The following is a 15,499-nucleotide window of genomic DNA, read 5'->3' on the forward strand; positions in this document are numbered from 1 at the left end:
CGTGGCCCGGATCGGGTCCCATCCCGGCTCCCTTGCCGGCTCCTATGGCAGGTCGCCGACGTTCAAATCGCTGATCTGGCGCATCGTCTTCCTGCACATCCTGGCGGTCGCGGTGGTCGCGGTCTTCCTGCCGCTGGTGCTGTTCTGGCTGCTCAATTCGGAGATCGACCAGCTGCATCGCGATGCCATGCGCGCCCAGGCCGAAGTGCTGGCGGAGCGCATCGTTGCCCAGCCGGGCGGCTCGTTGACGTTCAATCTGCCCGACAGTCTCAAGGGCCTCTATTCGGAAGCGTATGGCCGCTATCAGTACGACATTCGCGATGCCGAGGGCCGCTTGCTGTTCTCCTCGCACCGGCGTTCCGCTGCCGCAGTGCGCTCGTCGGAGAGCATTTCCGGCGCCACCGTCACCCGCGATATCGACGGCAAGACGGTGCGCATCCAGGTCGCCGAGGACCTCGCACACCGCGACGTCATCATCGACGACATCGTCTCGAACTTCTTCCGGCGCGTGGGATGGATCACCATTCCGATCCTCCTGATCCTGCTCGCCACCGACATCATCATCTTTCGCCGGGCGATCGCGCCGCTGTGGAGGGCCTCCGAGAAGGCCAGCAATATCGGTCCGGCGCGCACCGACATTCGCCTGCCGACGGAGCAGATCCCGCGCGAGATCCTGCCGCTGGTCACCGCCGTCAACGAGGCGCTCGACCGGCTCGAAGGCGGCTTTCGGGTGCAACGGCAGTTCACGGCGGACGCCGCGCATCAATTGCGCACGCCGCTCGCGATCCTGCGCACGCGGATCGAGACGCTCGACGATCGCGCGGCGCGGCAGGCGCTGCATGCCGATATCGAAACCATGAGCCGCCTCGTTGCCCAGCTCCTGGAGATCGCCGAGCTCGACACCCTGGTGCTCGATCCCGCAGAGACCGCGGATCTGCGCGCGGTCAGCGCCGAGGTGGTGGCCTCGATCGCTCCGTTCGCGATCGCGCAGCACAAGGACATCGCGCTGAAGGGCGCCGACGTGCCGGTGCTGATCCACGGCAATGCGGAGATGTTGCAGCGCGCGATCTTCAACCTCGCCGAAAACGCCATCAAGTTCACGGCAAAGGACACCACCGTCGACGTCGAGGTGGGCGAGGACGGTTCGGTGCGCGTGCGCGATTCCGGCCCGGGGATCGCGGAGGCCGAGCGCGAGCTGATCTTCCAGCGCTTCTGGCGCGCCGACCGCCGGCGCAGCGACGGTGCGGGCCTCGGACTCTCGATCGTGCGCGCGGTGGCGGACGATCACGCGGCCACGGTCGCGGTGGAGAATCTTCCGGGAGGCGGAGCCGAGTTCACGCTGCGGTTTCGGCTGGCGGAGGAGGAAGCTTCTTTTTCCTCTCCCCTTGTGGGAGAGGGCGGCTCGCCGCGACAGCGGCGAGACGGGTGAGGGCTCTCTCTCAGCGTGTGAGCCGTCTCCAATGGAGTTTGCTGAAGCAACCCCTCATCCGGCGCGGACTGTGTTCGCGCCACCTTCTGCCACAGGGGGAGAAGGAAGAAGCGCCGTCGCTATTTCACCTTGCCGCTCGACAGGTCCATGATCATCCGCGTCGCCAGATACAGCCGCGGCACGATGCTGCCGAGCTGCACATATTCGGCATCGTTGGAGTGTGCACCGAAGCCTGACAGGCCCATGCCTTCGACCACGGCTCCGCTGGTCTTCAACGCGGCGAACGCGGCGTCGGTGCCGCCGCCGGTCGCCTTCTCGTCGACCTTGAGGGATAGTCCGATCTCGCCATAGATCGTCTTGCCGTGGGCCGCCACGCGGCGCGAGGCCTCGTTGGCCTCGAGCGGCGGGCGACGCACCTCGAACTTCAGGTCGACCTTGGAATCGGGCAGCAGGCGATTCTTGATCTTGTCCTGCAGCTCCTTCTGCAACGCGTCGAAATCCGACACCTTGAGCGCACGCGCATCGGCCTGCGCCATGGCGTTCGCAGGGATCACGTTGCGGTTGGTGCCGGATTGGGCGACCGTCCAGTTCAGCTTCAGACCCTGCTCGGGCTTGGACAGGTCCTTCATCTGCAGCAGCTGGTGCGAGAGCTCGTACAGCGCATTCACGCCGCCCTCGGGCCGCGCGCCCGCATGTGACGACTTGCCCTGCACGGTGAGATAGGCCGAGCCGATGCCGCTGGTGGCGAGTCGCAGCGTGCCGTCGGCGCCCCCGCCCTCGAACGAGAACACCGCGTCCTGATCCGCAGCGAATTTGGTGATGGTGCTGCGCCAGCCGGGCGAGGAGATCTCCTCGTCGCCGTTCGTGAGAACCGTGAGCGTGCCGTAATCCCTGAAATTCAACTTCTGCAGCAACGCCACGGCATGGAGAATGAGCGCAACGCCCTGCTTGTCGTCGGCGATGCCGAGGCCGTAGGCCTTGTCGCCGTCGATGCGGAACGGCTGGTCCTTCAGCATGCCCTTCAGGTACACGGTGTCCATATGGGCGATCAGCATGATCTTCCTGGTTCCCGTGCCCTTGAACACGGCGTGCACGGCCGGCCCGATCTTCTCAGGGCTGTCGTCGAGGCGATGGATGTCGGTGGGTTGCAGGATCTCCACCGTGCCGCCGAGCTGCTTGAGCTGACCGGCAACGCGCTCGGCGATCTGGTTCAGACCCTCGATGTCCTTGCTGCCGGATTCGATATTGACGAGATCGCGCAGCGTGTCGAGCAGCGGCTGCTGCTCCTTTTGCGCCAGCACGTGGAGGTCGGCGGCCGGCTCGGCGTGCACCGTCGCTGCGGCACATGTCAGCCAGAGCGAGGTGAGCAATGGGCCGAGGGCGGAGGGAGCAGGGTGCGAGCTGGGCATGAGCGGCCATCCCTAGGACTGAGGATGGCCCGATATGCCCGCGTTTCCCGTGCTTGTCACGCGCGCCGTCGCGCGTCATGCGCCACTTGCGTGGAACACGACGGCGGGTGTGGTTCCCACTACTTCGACGGCGGTCCGAGATCCAGCGGCGGCAGCTCGATCTGCGGCACCTCGATCTTGATCGTGGAGGGATCGATATTCGACTGCACGCCCTTGTAATGCATGACCATCGACGGGAACGCGATCACCAGACCGACCATGATCATCTGGATGACGACGAACGGCACCGCACCCCAATAGATCTGCCCCGTGGTGACCGGCTCCATTCGCTTGCCGGTGACGCGATCGGTGTAGCGATCCTTCGGCGCGACCGAGCGGAGATAGAACAAGGCGAAGCCGAACGGCGGATGCATGAACGAGGTCTGCATGTTGACGCCGAGGATGACGCCGAACCAGATCAGGTCGATGCCGAGATGCTCGGCCGCAGGTCCGAGCAACGGAATCACGATGAAGGCCAGCTCGAAGAAGTCGAGGAAGAAGGCCAGCACGAACACGAAGGCGTTGACGAAGATCAGGAAGCCGACCTGGCCGCCGGGCAGCGAGGTCAAGAGGTGTTCGACCCAGACGTGGCCGTTGACGCCGTAGAAGGTGAGCGAGAACACGCGCGCGCCGACCAGGATGAACACCACGAAAGCCGACAGCTTCGCGGTCGATTCCGTGGCCTGCCGGATCAGGTCCCAGCTCAGCCGCCGCTTCGCGGCACCGAGGATGAGGGCGCCGGCGGCCCCCATCGCGCCGCCTTCGGTCGGGGTGGCGACGCCGATGAAGATCGTGCCGAGCACGAGGAAGATCAGGAACAGCGGCGGCACCATGACGAAGGTGGTCTGCTGCGCCATCTTCGAGAGGAATCGGAAGCCGGTGAGCTTGTCGATGACCCAGTTCACCACGGCGACGATGAAGGCGAAGATGATGCCGCAGAACATGCTGAGCACGACGTAATCGGCGCCATGTACGGTCGAATTGCGCATCATGAACCAGCCGAACACGCAGCTCGCCAGGAACAGCACGCCGAGCGAGAGCAGGCCGCGATCGCCATTGTCCTCGCGGAAGCCGATGGCTTCCTTGGGCAGGCCCGGCGTCGCCTTCGGGAAGATCATGCTGACGAGGAAGGCGTAGGAGGCGTAGAGGCCGGCGAGCACGAGGCCGGGAATGAAGGCGCCCTCGTACATGTCGCCGACGGACTTGCCGAGCTGGTCGGCCATCACGATCAGGACGAGCGAGGGCGGAATGATCTGCGCGAGCGTACCGGACGCGGCGATGACGCCGGCTGCCACGCGGCGGTCGTAGCCGTAGCGCAGCATGATCGGGAGCGAGATCAGACCCATCGAGATCACGGACGCTGCGACCACGCCCGTCGTCGCCGCGAGCAGCGCGCCGACGAAGATCACGGCATAGGCAAGGCCGCCGCGGATGGTACCGAACAATTGGCCGATGGTGTCGAGCAGGTCTTCGGCCATGCCCGACCGCTCCAGCACCAGTCCCATGAAGGTGAAGAAGGGAATGGCCAGCAGCGTGTCGTTGTTCATCACGCCGTAGACCCGCTCCGGCAGCGCCTGGAGGAAGTCAGGGTGGAATTGGCCAAGCTCGACGCCGATGATGGCGTAGAACAGGCCAACGGCGCCGAGCGAGAATGCCGCGGGATAGCCGAGCAGCAGCACGACGACCAGCGACGCGAACATGATGGGCGCCATATTGGCGATAATAAAAGCGGTCATGATTTCCCCTACACCGTCGCCAACGGCTACTTCTTCTCGATCGCTTCGACGAGATGCTCGACTTCCGCTTCCAGCGCGGACACCTGGGATTCATGCGGGTCCGGAATCATTCCGCGCATCACCGCAATCCGCTTGATCAGCTCGGAGATGCCTTGAACGAGCAGGAAGGCGAACCCGATCATGATCAGGGCTTTGGCGGGCCATTGCGGCAGGCCGCCGGCATTGCCGGATTGCTCGTTGATGTGGAACGAGCGCTGGAAGAACGGCACGCCGGTGATGATCATCACGATGCAGAGCGGAATGAGGAAGAACAGGTGACCGATCACGTCGATGACGTTGCGGAGCGTCTTCGGCAGCGCGTTGTTCACGATGTCGATGCGGATGTGCTCGTTGTCGAGCAGCGTCCAGGGCGAGCACAACAGGAATACGATGCTGAACAGCACCCATTGCAGCTCGAGCCACGAATTGGAGGATGTGTCGAAGGTCTTGCGGACGATCGCATTGACCGCCGAGATGATGACGGCGGCGACGATCAGCCACGCCAGGCGTTTGCCCGTCCAGCGTGTGAACGCGTCAATCCCCTGGCTCAGCTTTAGGAGCGCTTGCAACGATAGGTCCTCCCCCGATGGTATGCCCCGGCCGTCTTGACTGCGCCGAACTGGCGCGTGGCTTATTTCGCCGCGCAGGCATGAAGCCGCCGCACCAAACCAGCGGGCGTGCCGCCAGTCAATCGGAAGTTTGTTGATAGTTAAGGGGAATAAGGCCGTAGTCCGACGGTGTCAGCCGCCGGTGACGCTCATGTGCCTGGAGACGCTGGGACGGTCGTGGCGGCGGTCGATGATGAAATCATGGCCCTTGGGCTTGAGGCCGATGGCGCGGTCGATTGCATCCGCAAGCAGCACGTCGTCGTCAGATGCACGCAAGGGTTTGCGCAGATCCGAGGCATCCTCGTGACCGAGGCAGGTGTGCAGCGTTCCCGTGCAGGTAATCCGAACCCGGTTGCAGGATTCGCAGAAATTGTGCGTCATCGGCGTGATGAAGCCGAGCTTGCCGCCGGTCTCGGCGACGCTGACATAGCGGGCCGGCCCTCCAGTGCTCTCGGCGAGGTCCGTCAGCGTGAATTGCTGGGCGAGGCGTGCGCGCACCAGCGAGAGCGGCAGATACTGGTCGATGCGGCCGGAGCCGATCTCGCCCATCGGCATCACCTCGATCAGCGTCAGGCCCATGCCCTTGCCGTGGGCCCAGCGCATCAGCTCGGGAAGCTCGTCCTCGTTGAGGTTCTTCAGCGCCACCGCGTTGATCTTGATGGCAAGGCCTGCGGCCCGCGCGGCCTCAATGCCCTCCAGCACCTTGTCGATCTCGCCCCAGCGGGTGATCTCGCGAAACTTCTTGGGATCGAGCGTGTCGAGCGAGACGTTGATACGGCGGACGCCGCAATCGGCGAGCTCGCTTGCGTGTTTCGCCAGCTGGGTGCCGTTGGTGGTCAGCGTCAGCTCGTTCAGGGCGCCGCTGGAAAGATGCCGCGATAGCGAGCGCACCAGCGTCATCACGTTGCGCCGGACCAGCGGCTCGCCCCCGGTGAGCCGCAGCTTCTTGACGCCCTTGGCAATGAAGGCCGAGCAGAGCCGGTCGAGTTCCTCCAGCGTCAGCAGGTTCGCCTTGGGCAGGAACGTCATGTCTTCGGACATGCAATAGAAGCAGCGCAGGTCGCAGCGGTCGGTGACGGACACGCGCAAATAACTGATGGTCCGCCCGAACGGATCGGTCATCGGGGTCGACAGCGCGGCAGGTCCGTCCATTGAAAAGGCCTTGTCACTTACGGCGACGGGTGCACCTTTGCTTCAGCGGTGCTCAGGATGCAATCTAAGCATCGGACGCGACGAGGACAATCGGGTGGTATACGTAGGTTAGCGCCTGCCGGCGTTCGGATCGGGGAACGGCGAGGCGGCGGCCGGAGCCGCTTCGGCGGGTGCTGCAGTCGGCGCCGCTGCGGCGGGTTTGGGCTTCCTGGGCCGGTGAGGCTTGCGAACCGGTTTGGGCGGGGTGGCCGGCTGGAGTTCCGCAAAGACCGGATTCGGGTCCGTCGTCACCGAGGCAGGCGTGGTGAAATCCCCGGGATTCCTGATCACGTTCACCGGCACGCTTGCCGGTTGGTACTTTGGGAGCGCGAAAGCCACCGTGAAGGGGGCGTCGGGCGCGGGAACCGAGACGGAGCAAGGCGTCTTGCAGCCCGGACCGAGCGAGGTCGTGGCGTCCGCACCCGGGGGGTTGGATTCGAGCCGGACCTGGACGGCCGGCGGCGCCGATTTGAACATGTCCCAGGACATCGAAGAGCAGCCGCCAAGACCCGCCGCTCCCAACAGACCGGCTCCCGCTAACGCAACCGCGATGACACGACGCATGACCCATCCACTTCAACTGCGACAAACCGCCACACAACCCCGCGCGGACCTTAGGAGCGTCGTTTGGGGCAGGCAACCGGCGGGCGGCGCATGGTTGATGAATGGTTAATGCCGAGCCTCGCAGAATAGCAATGTGATTTCAGTAGCTTGACGGCGCTAGGCGGTCATCAGGCTGCTGGCTGCTTCCGGCAGGTCGCGCATGTGATGGATCAGCCGGTCCGGCTTCAGCTCGGCGATCGGCACGTCCGTATAGCCGAAGCTGACCCCGATGACCGGCACTCCGGCCCGGCGGGCTACCCCGACATCGGTTCCGGCATCGCCGACCATGAGGCTGGCTTTGACCGCGCCGCCGGCGCGCGCCACCGTTTCCCGGAAGATGGTCGGGTCGGGCTTCTGGACGCCAAAGGTGTCCGCGCCGCAGATCGCGGCAAAGCGGCGGCTGAGGTCGAGCTGGTCCAGCAGCCGCTTCGACAGCCATTCCAGCTTGTTGGTGCAGACCGCGAGGCGATGGCCCTGGGCCGCAAAATGATCGAGCGCGGCCTCGAGCCCCTCGAAGGGGCGGGATTCGACCGCGATATGGTCGGCGTAATAGGCGATGAAATCCGCGGTCATCCGGTCCATGTCGGCGGGGGTGACGCTGCGGCCCTCCGCTTCCAGCCCCCGCTCGATCAGCTTGCGGGCGCCGGCGCCGATCATGTTGCGCGCCGAGGCCATCGGCACCGGCGGCAGGCCTTCGCGGTCGAGCACGTGGTTCAGCGCGGTGATCAGGTCGGGCGCCGTATCCACAAGCGTGCCGTCGAGATCGAAGACGATGGTGTGAGGGGTCATGACCCCAGCGCTACCGGCCCCCCCGTGTCCGCGCAAGGGGCGGGCCCATAAGATCACCTTATAGGCCTGTTCCCAGACCCTGTTCTCCGGGGGAAAACGAGGCTACATAGGCCGCCGAAAGCGGCCACGATCGGCGGCAGATCTCCCGGATTTCAGAAGGCGGGCCCAGACGTGAACATGGACCAGTTGAAGCGACAGGCTGCTGCCCGCGCGCTCGAAGAGGTGCGGGACGGCATGCAGCTCGGGCTCGGCACCGGCTCGACCGCCAAGCATTTCGTCGAGTTGCTCGGCGAGCGCGTCGCCGCCGGGCTGAAAGTGATCGGCGTGCCGACCTCCGAGGCGACGCGCCTCGACGCGACGCGCTGCGGCGTGCCGCTGACCACGCTCGACGAGATCGACCATCTCGACATCACGGTCGACGGCGCCGACGAGATCGATGCTGAGCTCAACCTGATCAAGGGCGGCGGCGGCGCGCTGCTGCGCGAGAAGATCGTGGCGGCCGCTTCGGATCGTATGATCGTGATTGCCGATGACACCAAATGGGTGCCGACGCTCGGCAAATTTCCGCTGCCGGTCGAAGTCATCCCCTTCGGCCTCGGCGCGACGCGGCGGGCGATCGAGAAGGCATTTGCGCAATGCGGCGTTTCCGGGCAAATGGCGGTCCGCAAGGGCAAGGACGGCCACGTTTTCGTCACCGACGGCGGCCACTGGATCGTCGATGCCCAGCTCGGACGTATTGTGGATCCACCCGGCCTCGCCAGGGCGTTGAGCACGATCCCCGGCGTGGTCGAGCATGGATTGTTCATCGGCTTGGCCAGCTCTGCCGTTCTGGCGGGTGGCGAGGGAATTCGCGTGATTGAACGGCGCAAGCCGAAAGGAGACCAGGAATGAAGAGCGTTTTGAAATTCTTGCCGGCCGCGACGCTCGTCGTGGGATTGGCCCTTACGGCCGCCCCGGCCGTGGCGCAGCAGCCCGCCCAGCCGAAGGCTGGCGCCGCACCTGCCCAGCCGAAGGCCTCGCCCGCGGCGATCGCTGCGGCCAAGGAGATTTTGCAGATCAAGAACGCCAATGCGATGTATGCCGGCGCCGTACCCGGCCTCGTCGAGAAGACCAAGATCGCGCTGACCCAGCAGAATCTGAATTATCAGAAGGACCTCAACGAGGTCGCTCCGATCGTGGCGCAGCAGCTCCAGGGCCGCCAGAACGAGATCGGCGAGGGCATGGCGCAGATCTATGCCAGCGAGTTCACCGAGCAGGAGCTGAAGGACCTCGTCACCTTCTACAAGTCGCCGCTCGGCAAGAAGCTGATCGACGCCGAACCGCGCGCCATCGGGCTCAGCATGGCCTTCATGAACTCCTGGGCCCAGAACTTCTCCGAGACCGTGATGGGCGCCTTCCGCGCCGAGATGCGCAAGCGTGGCAAGGAGATCTGAGCGCACCTATCTGAAGGGTGATTGCTGAAAGAGGTCGGAGTGGACAATGGCTGAATTCGACGTCGACCTCTTCGTCATCGGTGGCGGTTCGGGCGGCGTGCGTGCCGCCCGCATCGCGGCCGGTTACGGCGCGCGCGTGATGATCGCGGAAGAGTACCGCATGGGCGGGACTTGCGTGATCCGCGGCTGCGTGCCGAAGAAGCTGTTCGTGATCGGCTCGCATTTCCGTCACGAGCTCGAGGACGCCGCGGGCTTCGGCTGGACCGTTCCGCCCGCCACCTTCGACTGGGCGACGCTGATCGCCAACAAGGACAAGGAGATCGCGCGGCTGGAGGCGGCCTACACCGCCAATGTCGAGAAGTCGGGCGCGCAGATCGTCAAGAGCCGCGCGGTGATCGAGGACAAGCACACCGTCCGCCTGCTCGAGAACGACCGCAAGATCACCGCAAGATACATCCTGATCGCCACCGGCGGCGCGCCCAACCACGGCGCCGCCATTCCCGGCATCGAGCACGTGATCTCCTCCAACGAGGCGTTTCATCTCAAGAAGCTGCCGAAGCGGATCGTGATCCAGGGCGGCGGCTATATCGCGCTGGAATTCGCCGGCATCTTCGCCGGCTTCGGCTCCGACGTCACCGTGATCTATCGCGGCGACAACATCCTGCGCGGCTTCGACGAGGACGTTCGCGCCCATGTCCGGAGCGAAATGGAGAAGCAGGGCATCACCATCCTCACCGGCTGCACGGTCGCCAAGGTCGATCGCCACGGCGAGGAGTTCACCACGCATCTGTCGAACGGATCGAGCCTTGCTTCCGACCAGGTGATGTTCGCGATCGGCCGCCATCCGGCGGTGGCCAATCTCGGCCTGGAGAAGGCCGGCGTCGCCATCAATCCTGCGAATGGCGGCATCGCGGTCGACCATTTCTCGAAGAGCTCGGTCGACAGCATCTACGCGATCGGCGATGTCACCCATCGCTTCAACCTGACTCCCGTCGCGATCCGCGAGGGCCATGCCTTCGCCGACACCGTGTTCGGCAAGCGCGAGGTGCAGGTGGACCACGCCAACATCCCGACCGCGGTGTTCTCGCAGCCGGAAGTCGGCACTGTCGGCCTGACGGAGACCGAGGCGCGCGCGCAATTCAGTCACGTCGACATCTACAAGACGACGTTCCGCCCGATCAAGGCGACGATGTCCGGCCGCGACACCCGCGTGCTGATGAAGCTCGTGGTCGACGGTGCGACCGATCGCGTGCTCGGCTGCCACATCGTCGGCGATGCCGCAGCCGAGATCACGCAGGCCGTCGCGATCGCGGTGAAGATGAAGGCGACCAAGGCCGATTTCGACGCGACGATCGCACTGCATCCGACCGCGGCCGAGGAGCTCGTTACCATGCGCACGCCGAGCGCGCGCCACGTGCGGCAGGCGGCGGAGTAACTCCGGCGCTCAGCCGTAGAGATATCCGACCGGCTTGCCCTCCGTACGCAGCGGGCGAACGTCCCTTTGCGTGATGATCCGGCCGGCGAGGCCGTCGATCTCGTCGCGCTGCGTCGGCGTCCAGCTGCGCAGCTCGTTCATGCCCTTGAGCAGGCCGAGCCGGAGTACCTGCGTGTTCTCGCCGACGCCGACAAGGCTGATCGAAGCCTTGCCCGCCGTCACGACATCCCCGGCTGAGAGTTCAAAGCTCTCGCCAGACGTCTTCCTGAATTCCGCCGTGCCGCGAATGAGGCGATAGATAACGACCTCGCCCTTGGCGAGCGAGGCGGCGTCCGCGGCGGCCGACGTGCTCTTCGGCAGCAGCGACTGGCCGCGCGGGTCGGTTGCGATGATGTGGCCGGTGACGAGATGACCGCTCGGCACCTCGATGCCGATATCGCGCAAGTAAACCGGCAGCGCCGATTTGATCGCGCCGTCCGCGAGCGGCTTGAACAGCGCATCCAGCGCCAGGGGATCCTGCAGCCAGAAGCCGGCATCGGCCGGTCGGTTGTGCAGCTTGTGGCTCCAAGCCACGCGCGGTGTCTCGGCCTCGTCGATCTGGTCGGGACCGACGATGGTCGGATTCGGAAAGGTGGTGGGATCGGTGATGAAGGCTTCGAGGAATTTGCCGGAATAGCCCATCGAGATCGGGTCGGGCACGACCGTCTGGGGCGTCCTCAAATTCTGTTCGGTTGGCAAGCCCGACCAGGTGTAGAACAGCTGGCGATGCACGATCGCGCTTTGCAGCATCACCGCGCCAGGGCCGACATTGTAGAAGCGCCCGTCATAATCGAAGGTGAAAGCGCCCGAGGTGACCAGCACGAGCTGAAAGCCGCCGGGTGGAAGATGCAGATGAAAGTCGGTGGGGCCGGTGTCGGGACGGTAGATCGGCAGGTTGGTCGCGACTTCGTGCAGCAGGAAGGTCTCGTTGTTGGCGTGAAAGCCTTCATTGGCGCGATTGTAGAGCGCTTGCGGGCGATAAGTCGCCTCGAACGTCGCATTCCGGTCCCGGTCGATCGCGACGAAGTCCTGCATGTTGAGGCGGAGCGGCGCGCCATTCGGACGGGTGAGGCCGGTCGTCTCGAGATCAACCACGGCATGCACGTTCATGACGTTCTCCGCTCCGCGCCGTTGCTTCGCTGACGACGTCATTGCGAATTCCGGGCCAGTTGATTTGCGGAGCAGCGAGCGCGCCTACGCCGTGATGCGCGCGTGCCGTTCGGGATAAAATCCGGTGGTTGCACGGGACGTTAGACGATGACCTGCTCTGATCGTTCGATGCCGTGCGAGCCGCGCCCGCTTTCGGGGCGCGGCGGGACCTGTCTAATTTGTCAGCAAGCCTCATCAGGACGCGTGCAGCGGTGTTGCCGGAGATCGGCGCGATGCCGCCTTGCGATCGGCAATAACATCGCGACCCTCAGGGCGGCGATTGACAGATTGTTCATGTTTTGTTCTTATGCTGAGACCGAGATGGAGGCAGCCATGGACAACCGCATCAGCGAGATTCGAAAGACCATCAGAGCACTCCGCGTCAGCATGCGCGAAGCTGAGGCGATCATGCACGAGCAGATCAACCGCGACGAGGACTGCAGCTTCGTGGCGCATGAGGTCATCAAGATGCGCCAGGTCATGGGCCTGCTCGCGAAGGAACGGATCGCGCTCGGCGATCACGACCCCATCCTCGTGAACAATTTCTTCATCCCGCGGCGCCGGCCGACGCGAAAGCCGGTCGCGGCGTTGTCCCTCACCGCCGAATCCGTATTCCGTCCGCGCGTGGTGGCGCGGGTTTGACGCGGCAGGATGCTCACTCAAAAGCGCGAGGCGCGGCCCGATCCGGCTTGCCGGCCGGGCTGTCCGCCCACTTCGCCATCTCCATGGCCTGGGCGTCGACGCCCTCGCACCAGAAACAGCTTGGCCGCGCGCGGCCGTTCTCTGACAGGATCGGAACCAGGCTGTGGCCGCAACCGGCGCAGCAGGCGATGTCAGTCATGCGTTCCCCCAAGGCGTACAAATTCAGAAATGACGTTCTCGTTCGCGAAGCTTGCGCGAGCGCTATGACGGCGCCGGCGTAGAGCGTCCGATGGGCGCGCTCGTCCCTGAGACCGTCGATGTAGCGATCCATCGTGACACGGCTGCGATGTCCTCGCCGTTCTCGCGATAGGCGCGAAGCTGGAATTCGGCCGAGCTGCCGCGGTTCACAATGACGCGGCAATGCTCTATCTCGGCGGCACAGCCCAATGCGTCCGCGTCCCCGGCGGTGTCGTCGATGATTCGCGACAGCATCTCCGAGATCGTGACCGGTCCGTCTCGGGAGGCGAAGATGCAATCGGTTCCGTAGCGCTGGGCGCGCCATTTGTTCTCCACCGCGATCGCGCGCTCGACCACCGTGACCTCCCTCGACAAATGAGGCCGCAGATAGAGGTGACGCGTCAGGCAGCGATACAGCGAGGCGATGGCAACGGCATCGTCGACGAGGGTGCAGGTGTCGGGCGCACGAAGCTCGAGCGTCGGGTGCCGCATCGAAGGACGCATCGCCCACCAGATGTGGCTCTCGTCGGGTATCACGCCGGAGCGCTGCAGGGCGCCGACATATTCGTCGTAATCCCGCCTGGTCTCGAACAGCTCGGGCAGGCCGGTGCGCGGCAGCTCGGAATAGGCGGCGAGCCGGTAGCCCTTCAGTCCGGTCTTGTGCGAATTCCAGAACGGGGATGAGGCCGACAGCGCGATGAACAGCGGCAGATGCGGCAGCATCGCTCGCATCACCGCCATGCGCTTCTCGGGATCCGGCAACTGGACGTGCACATGCATGCCGCACATCATGTTGCGATGGCCGATGCTGCGCAGATCCTCGATCATCTCCTCATAGCGCGGCTTCGGGCTCGGCTGCGACATGCGCCAGACCGCCGTCGGATGCGTGCCGCAGGCCATGATCACGAAGCCATATTGCGCGGCGACGTTCGCGACTTCGCGCCGCAGGAAGCGGAGCTCTTCGCGGGCGTCGTTGACGTCGACGTGAATGTTGGTGGCGACCTCGAGTTGGGATTGCAGCATCTCGCGCATGGCCTGGCCGCCGGTCGACCAGTTCGCCGATTCGAACAGCGCATTGGGCGTTTCGATCGCGACCTCGAAGCTGCGGCGATCGGCGAGGAAGTATTCTTCCTCGATGCCGAACGAGTATTCGGCCGCCTTGCCGCCGCCACCCGCCGAGCGAATCACCAGATGCTGCTTGTCGTCAGAAGGATCCAGCCGAAGGAGTTTCAGAACGTCTGAAGCAAAAGTCATGTCCCACCCGGCAAAGGTCACCTGCCGGCACTAATCCTTTTAGCTGGGACGGGTTCCCGCCCGCTGCTACTGCAAATTGCCGCGTCAAAGGGAACAATTTTCACGTTTTCTGACTCGCGCGCGATCAACGCGTGATTGGGCGGCACTTCGGTCCAGTTCTCTTCCTTATCGAACGGCTCGGACACGACGATGACCTGGCCGCCGTCCTCGCGGAAATAGAGTGTGTTCGCGGCGTCGTTGACCGCGACGCGGAAGGCGTAGAGATCCTTGCCGTTGGCGATCGCACTGGTGAAGCGTAGCCGTTCGCGCAAGTGGCCTTCGTTGACGAGGCCGACGAGGGCTTGCAACACGCGCCGCGTCGCCTGAAGCGGATCGCTGTCGAGACCGGCGCCCATCATCGCCAGGAAGACGGCTTCCGAATCGGTCGTGCCCAGTCGCGACGGATAATAGGCATCGGGAATCAGCGCCTCGACCTTGCGCCGCAGCCGATTCCAGCTTCCGACGAATCCGTTGTGCATGAACATCCAGTGGCCGCATGCGAAAGGATGGCAGTTCTGCCGCGTCACCGCCGTGCCGGTGGCGGCACGCACATGGGCAAAGAACAGATGCGAGCGCAGATGCCGGCAGAGGTAGCGCAAATTTTCGTCCGACCAGGCCGGCCGCGTCTCGCGATACAGGCCGGGTTCCTGATGCTCGCCGTACCAGCCGAGACCAAAGCCGTCGCCATTCGAGCCCGCGGTGGATTGCAGCGAGCGGATGCTCTGCGCAATCAGCGAATGCTCGGGTTCTGTGACATAGGGCTCGAAAGACGTTGTCTCGCCCCGGTATGCGATCCAGCGGCACATGGAAGTCCCTGTCGGCGGCGGATAGGTCGTGAGTTGCACTAACCGAGTGCCGGCACGGTGGTTCCCGGCGCGAAGCGGTTATCCCGACCGAAAGCCTTCGGTGTTAGGATGCAGGTGTCGAGATCGGAGACCGAGATGGACGATCAAGCCATATTGGCGGCGCTTCAGCGCCATTGGGACGCTTCGGACGCGAATGATTTCGATACCGAGCACGACATCTATCGCGACGATGCTGTGCTCGACTATCCGCAGTCGGGCGAGCGCATCAGCGGTCGCGGGAACATTCAGGAGAGCCGGTTCGTACAGCCGAACCGGAAACGCTTCACCGTTCGACGGATCGTTGGCGGTGGCAATCTTTGGGTGAGCGAATTCGTGCTGAGCTATGACGGGGTGCCGTCGTATGTCGTGAGCATCATGGAATTTCGCGACGGCTTGGTGGCGCACGAGACGCAATATTTCGGCGACCGCTTCGAGCCTGCGCCGTCGCGGGCACATCTAGTCGAGCGTCGCACGAACGTTTGACCAAACCCGCCACACGGAACCCGATGCGGCGGCTGGTCGCAGTCATCTCGCCTTGATTCCGGCAGGCCCACCTTTATCTCTGGCACGAACAAGAATCCGG

16 protein-coding genes are annotated in these 15,499 nt (G+C 64.5%); 6 read left to right on the forward strand and 10 right to left on the reverse strand.

The genetic code is table 11. The features are described from left to right. Position 1 precedes the first annotated feature (1 nt). The gene (locus tag XH83_RS13320) at positions 2-1,429 is read left to right on the forward strand and encodes an ATP-binding protein (RefSeq protein WP_194407430.1); all 1,428 of its coding nucleotides are present in this window, start codon (positions 2-4) and stop codon (positions 1,427-1,429) included. 119 nt (positions 1,430-1,548) lie between these two features. Here the strand turns inward: XH83_RS13320 and XH83_RS13325 are convergent, their stop codons facing one another. From XH83_RS13325 to XH83_RS13350, 6 genes are all read right to left on the reverse strand, one after another. Then, positions 1,549-2,838, reverse strand: a complete 1,290-nt coding sequence (locus XH83_RS13325; RefSeq protein ID WP_194407431.1) for a M20/M25/M40 family metallo-hydrolase — start codon at positions 2,836-2,838, stop codon at positions 1,549-1,551. A gap of 119 nt (positions 2,839-2,957) precedes the next feature. Then, positions 2,958-4,613 carry a TRAP transporter large permease subunit gene (locus tag XH83_RS13330; RefSeq protein ID WP_194407432.1) on the reverse strand — a complete coding sequence of 552 codons (1,656 nt, stop codon included), beginning with the start codon at positions 4,611-4,613 and terminating at the stop codon, positions 2,958-2,960. A gap of 26 nt (positions 4,614-4,639) precedes the next feature. Further along, positions 4,640-5,221: a TRAP transporter small permease subunit gene (locus XH83_RS13335; RefSeq protein WP_194407433.1), complete on the reverse strand. Its 582-nt coding sequence runs from the start codon at positions 5,219-5,221 to the stop codon at positions 4,640-4,642. Positions 5,222-5,392: 171 nt separating this feature from the next. Continuing rightward, a complete protein-coding gene (gene moaA / locus XH83_RS13340) occupies positions 5,393-6,412 on the reverse strand; it encodes a GTP 3',8-cyclase MoaA (RefSeq protein ID WP_194407434.1) in 1,020 nt (339 codons plus the stop codon). A gap of 108 nt (positions 6,413-6,520) precedes the next feature. Continuing rightward, complete coding sequence (locus XH83_RS13345) at positions 6,521-7,015, reverse strand: hypothetical protein (RefSeq protein WP_194407435.1); 495 nt, start codon at positions 7,013-7,015, stop codon at positions 6,521-6,523. A 156-nt stretch (positions 7,016-7,171) separates the two neighbouring features. After that, positions 7,172-7,843, reverse strand: coding sequence for an HAD family hydrolase (locus XH83_RS13350; RefSeq protein WP_194407436.1), 672 nt, complete (start codon positions 7,841-7,843; stop codon positions 7,172-7,174). A gap of 171 nt (positions 7,844-8,014) precedes the next feature. Here XH83_RS13350 and rpiA point away from each other — a divergent pair, with 171 nt between their 5' ends. From rpiA to gor, 3 genes are read left to right on the forward strand one after another with little or no spacing between them, the layout of a single operon-like run. Next, a complete protein-coding gene (rpiA, locus tag XH83_RS13355) occupies positions 8,015-8,734 on the forward strand; it encodes a ribose-5-phosphate isomerase RpiA (protein WP_194407437.1) in 720 nt (239 codons plus the stop codon). Beyond that, positions 8,731-9,276, forward strand: coding sequence for a DUF2059 domain-containing protein (locus tag XH83_RS13360; protein WP_194407438.1), 546 nt, complete (start codon positions 8,731-8,733; stop codon positions 9,274-9,276). Before rpiA ends, XH83_RS13360 begins: the two co-directional genes overlap by 4 nt. Before the next feature lie 46 nt (positions 9,277-9,322). Then, complete coding sequence (gene gor / locus XH83_RS13365; RefSeq protein WP_194407439.1) at positions 9,323-10,711, forward strand: glutathione-disulfide reductase; 1,389 nt, start codon at positions 9,323-9,325, stop codon at positions 10,709-10,711. 9 nt (positions 10,712-10,720) lie between these two features. On the opposite strand, the gene XH83_RS13370 is transcribed toward gor, so the two are convergent. Then, on the reverse strand, positions 10,721-11,860 hold the full coding sequence (locus XH83_RS13370; protein ID WP_194407440.1) for a hypothetical protein: 1,140 nt from the start codon (positions 11,858-11,860) through the stop codon (positions 10,721-10,723). A gap of 372 nt (positions 11,861-12,232) precedes the next feature. Between XH83_RS13370 and XH83_RS13375 the strand changes: the two genes are divergently transcribed. Continuing rightward, positions 12,233-12,541, forward strand: coding sequence for a hypothetical protein (locus XH83_RS13375; RefSeq protein WP_246776461.1), 309 nt, complete (start codon positions 12,233-12,235; stop codon positions 12,539-12,541). A 13-nt stretch (positions 12,542-12,554) separates the two neighbouring features. Here the strand turns inward: XH83_RS13375 and XH83_RS13380 are convergent, their stop codons facing one another. From XH83_RS13380 to XH83_RS13390, 3 genes are all read right to left on the reverse strand, one after another. Then, on the reverse strand, positions 12,555-12,740 hold the full coding sequence (locus XH83_RS13380; protein ID WP_194407441.1) for a hypothetical protein: 186 nt from the start codon (positions 12,738-12,740) through the stop codon (positions 12,555-12,557). Between the two features lie 62 nt (positions 12,741-12,802). Next, positions 12,803-14,032, reverse strand: a complete 1,230-nt coding sequence (locus tag XH83_RS13385; RefSeq protein WP_194407442.1) for a carboxylate-amine ligase — start codon at positions 14,030-14,032, stop codon at positions 12,803-12,805. Positions 14,033-14,049: 17 nt separating this feature from the next. After that, positions 14,050-14,877 (reverse strand): class II glutamine amidotransferase, encoded by an 828-nt coding sequence (locus tag XH83_RS13390; RefSeq protein WP_194407443.1) that lies wholly within the window; start codon positions 14,875-14,877, stop codon positions 14,050-14,052. Positions 14,878-15,012: 135 nt separating this feature from the next. On the opposite strand from XH83_RS13390, the gene XH83_RS13395 reads away from it, so the two are divergent. Continuing rightward, on the forward strand, positions 15,013-15,399 hold the full coding sequence (locus XH83_RS13395; protein WP_194407444.1) for a nuclear transport factor 2 family protein: 387 nt from the start codon (positions 15,013-15,015) through the stop codon (positions 15,397-15,399). The last annotated feature ends 100 nt before the right edge of the window (positions 15,400-15,499 follow it).

It is taken from the genome of Bradyrhizobium sp. CCBAU 53351 (genome assembly GCF_015291745.1).
In the GTDB taxonomy this organism is placed as follows: Bacteria; Pseudomonadota; Alphaproteobacteria; order Rhizobiales; family Xanthobacteraceae; genus Bradyrhizobium.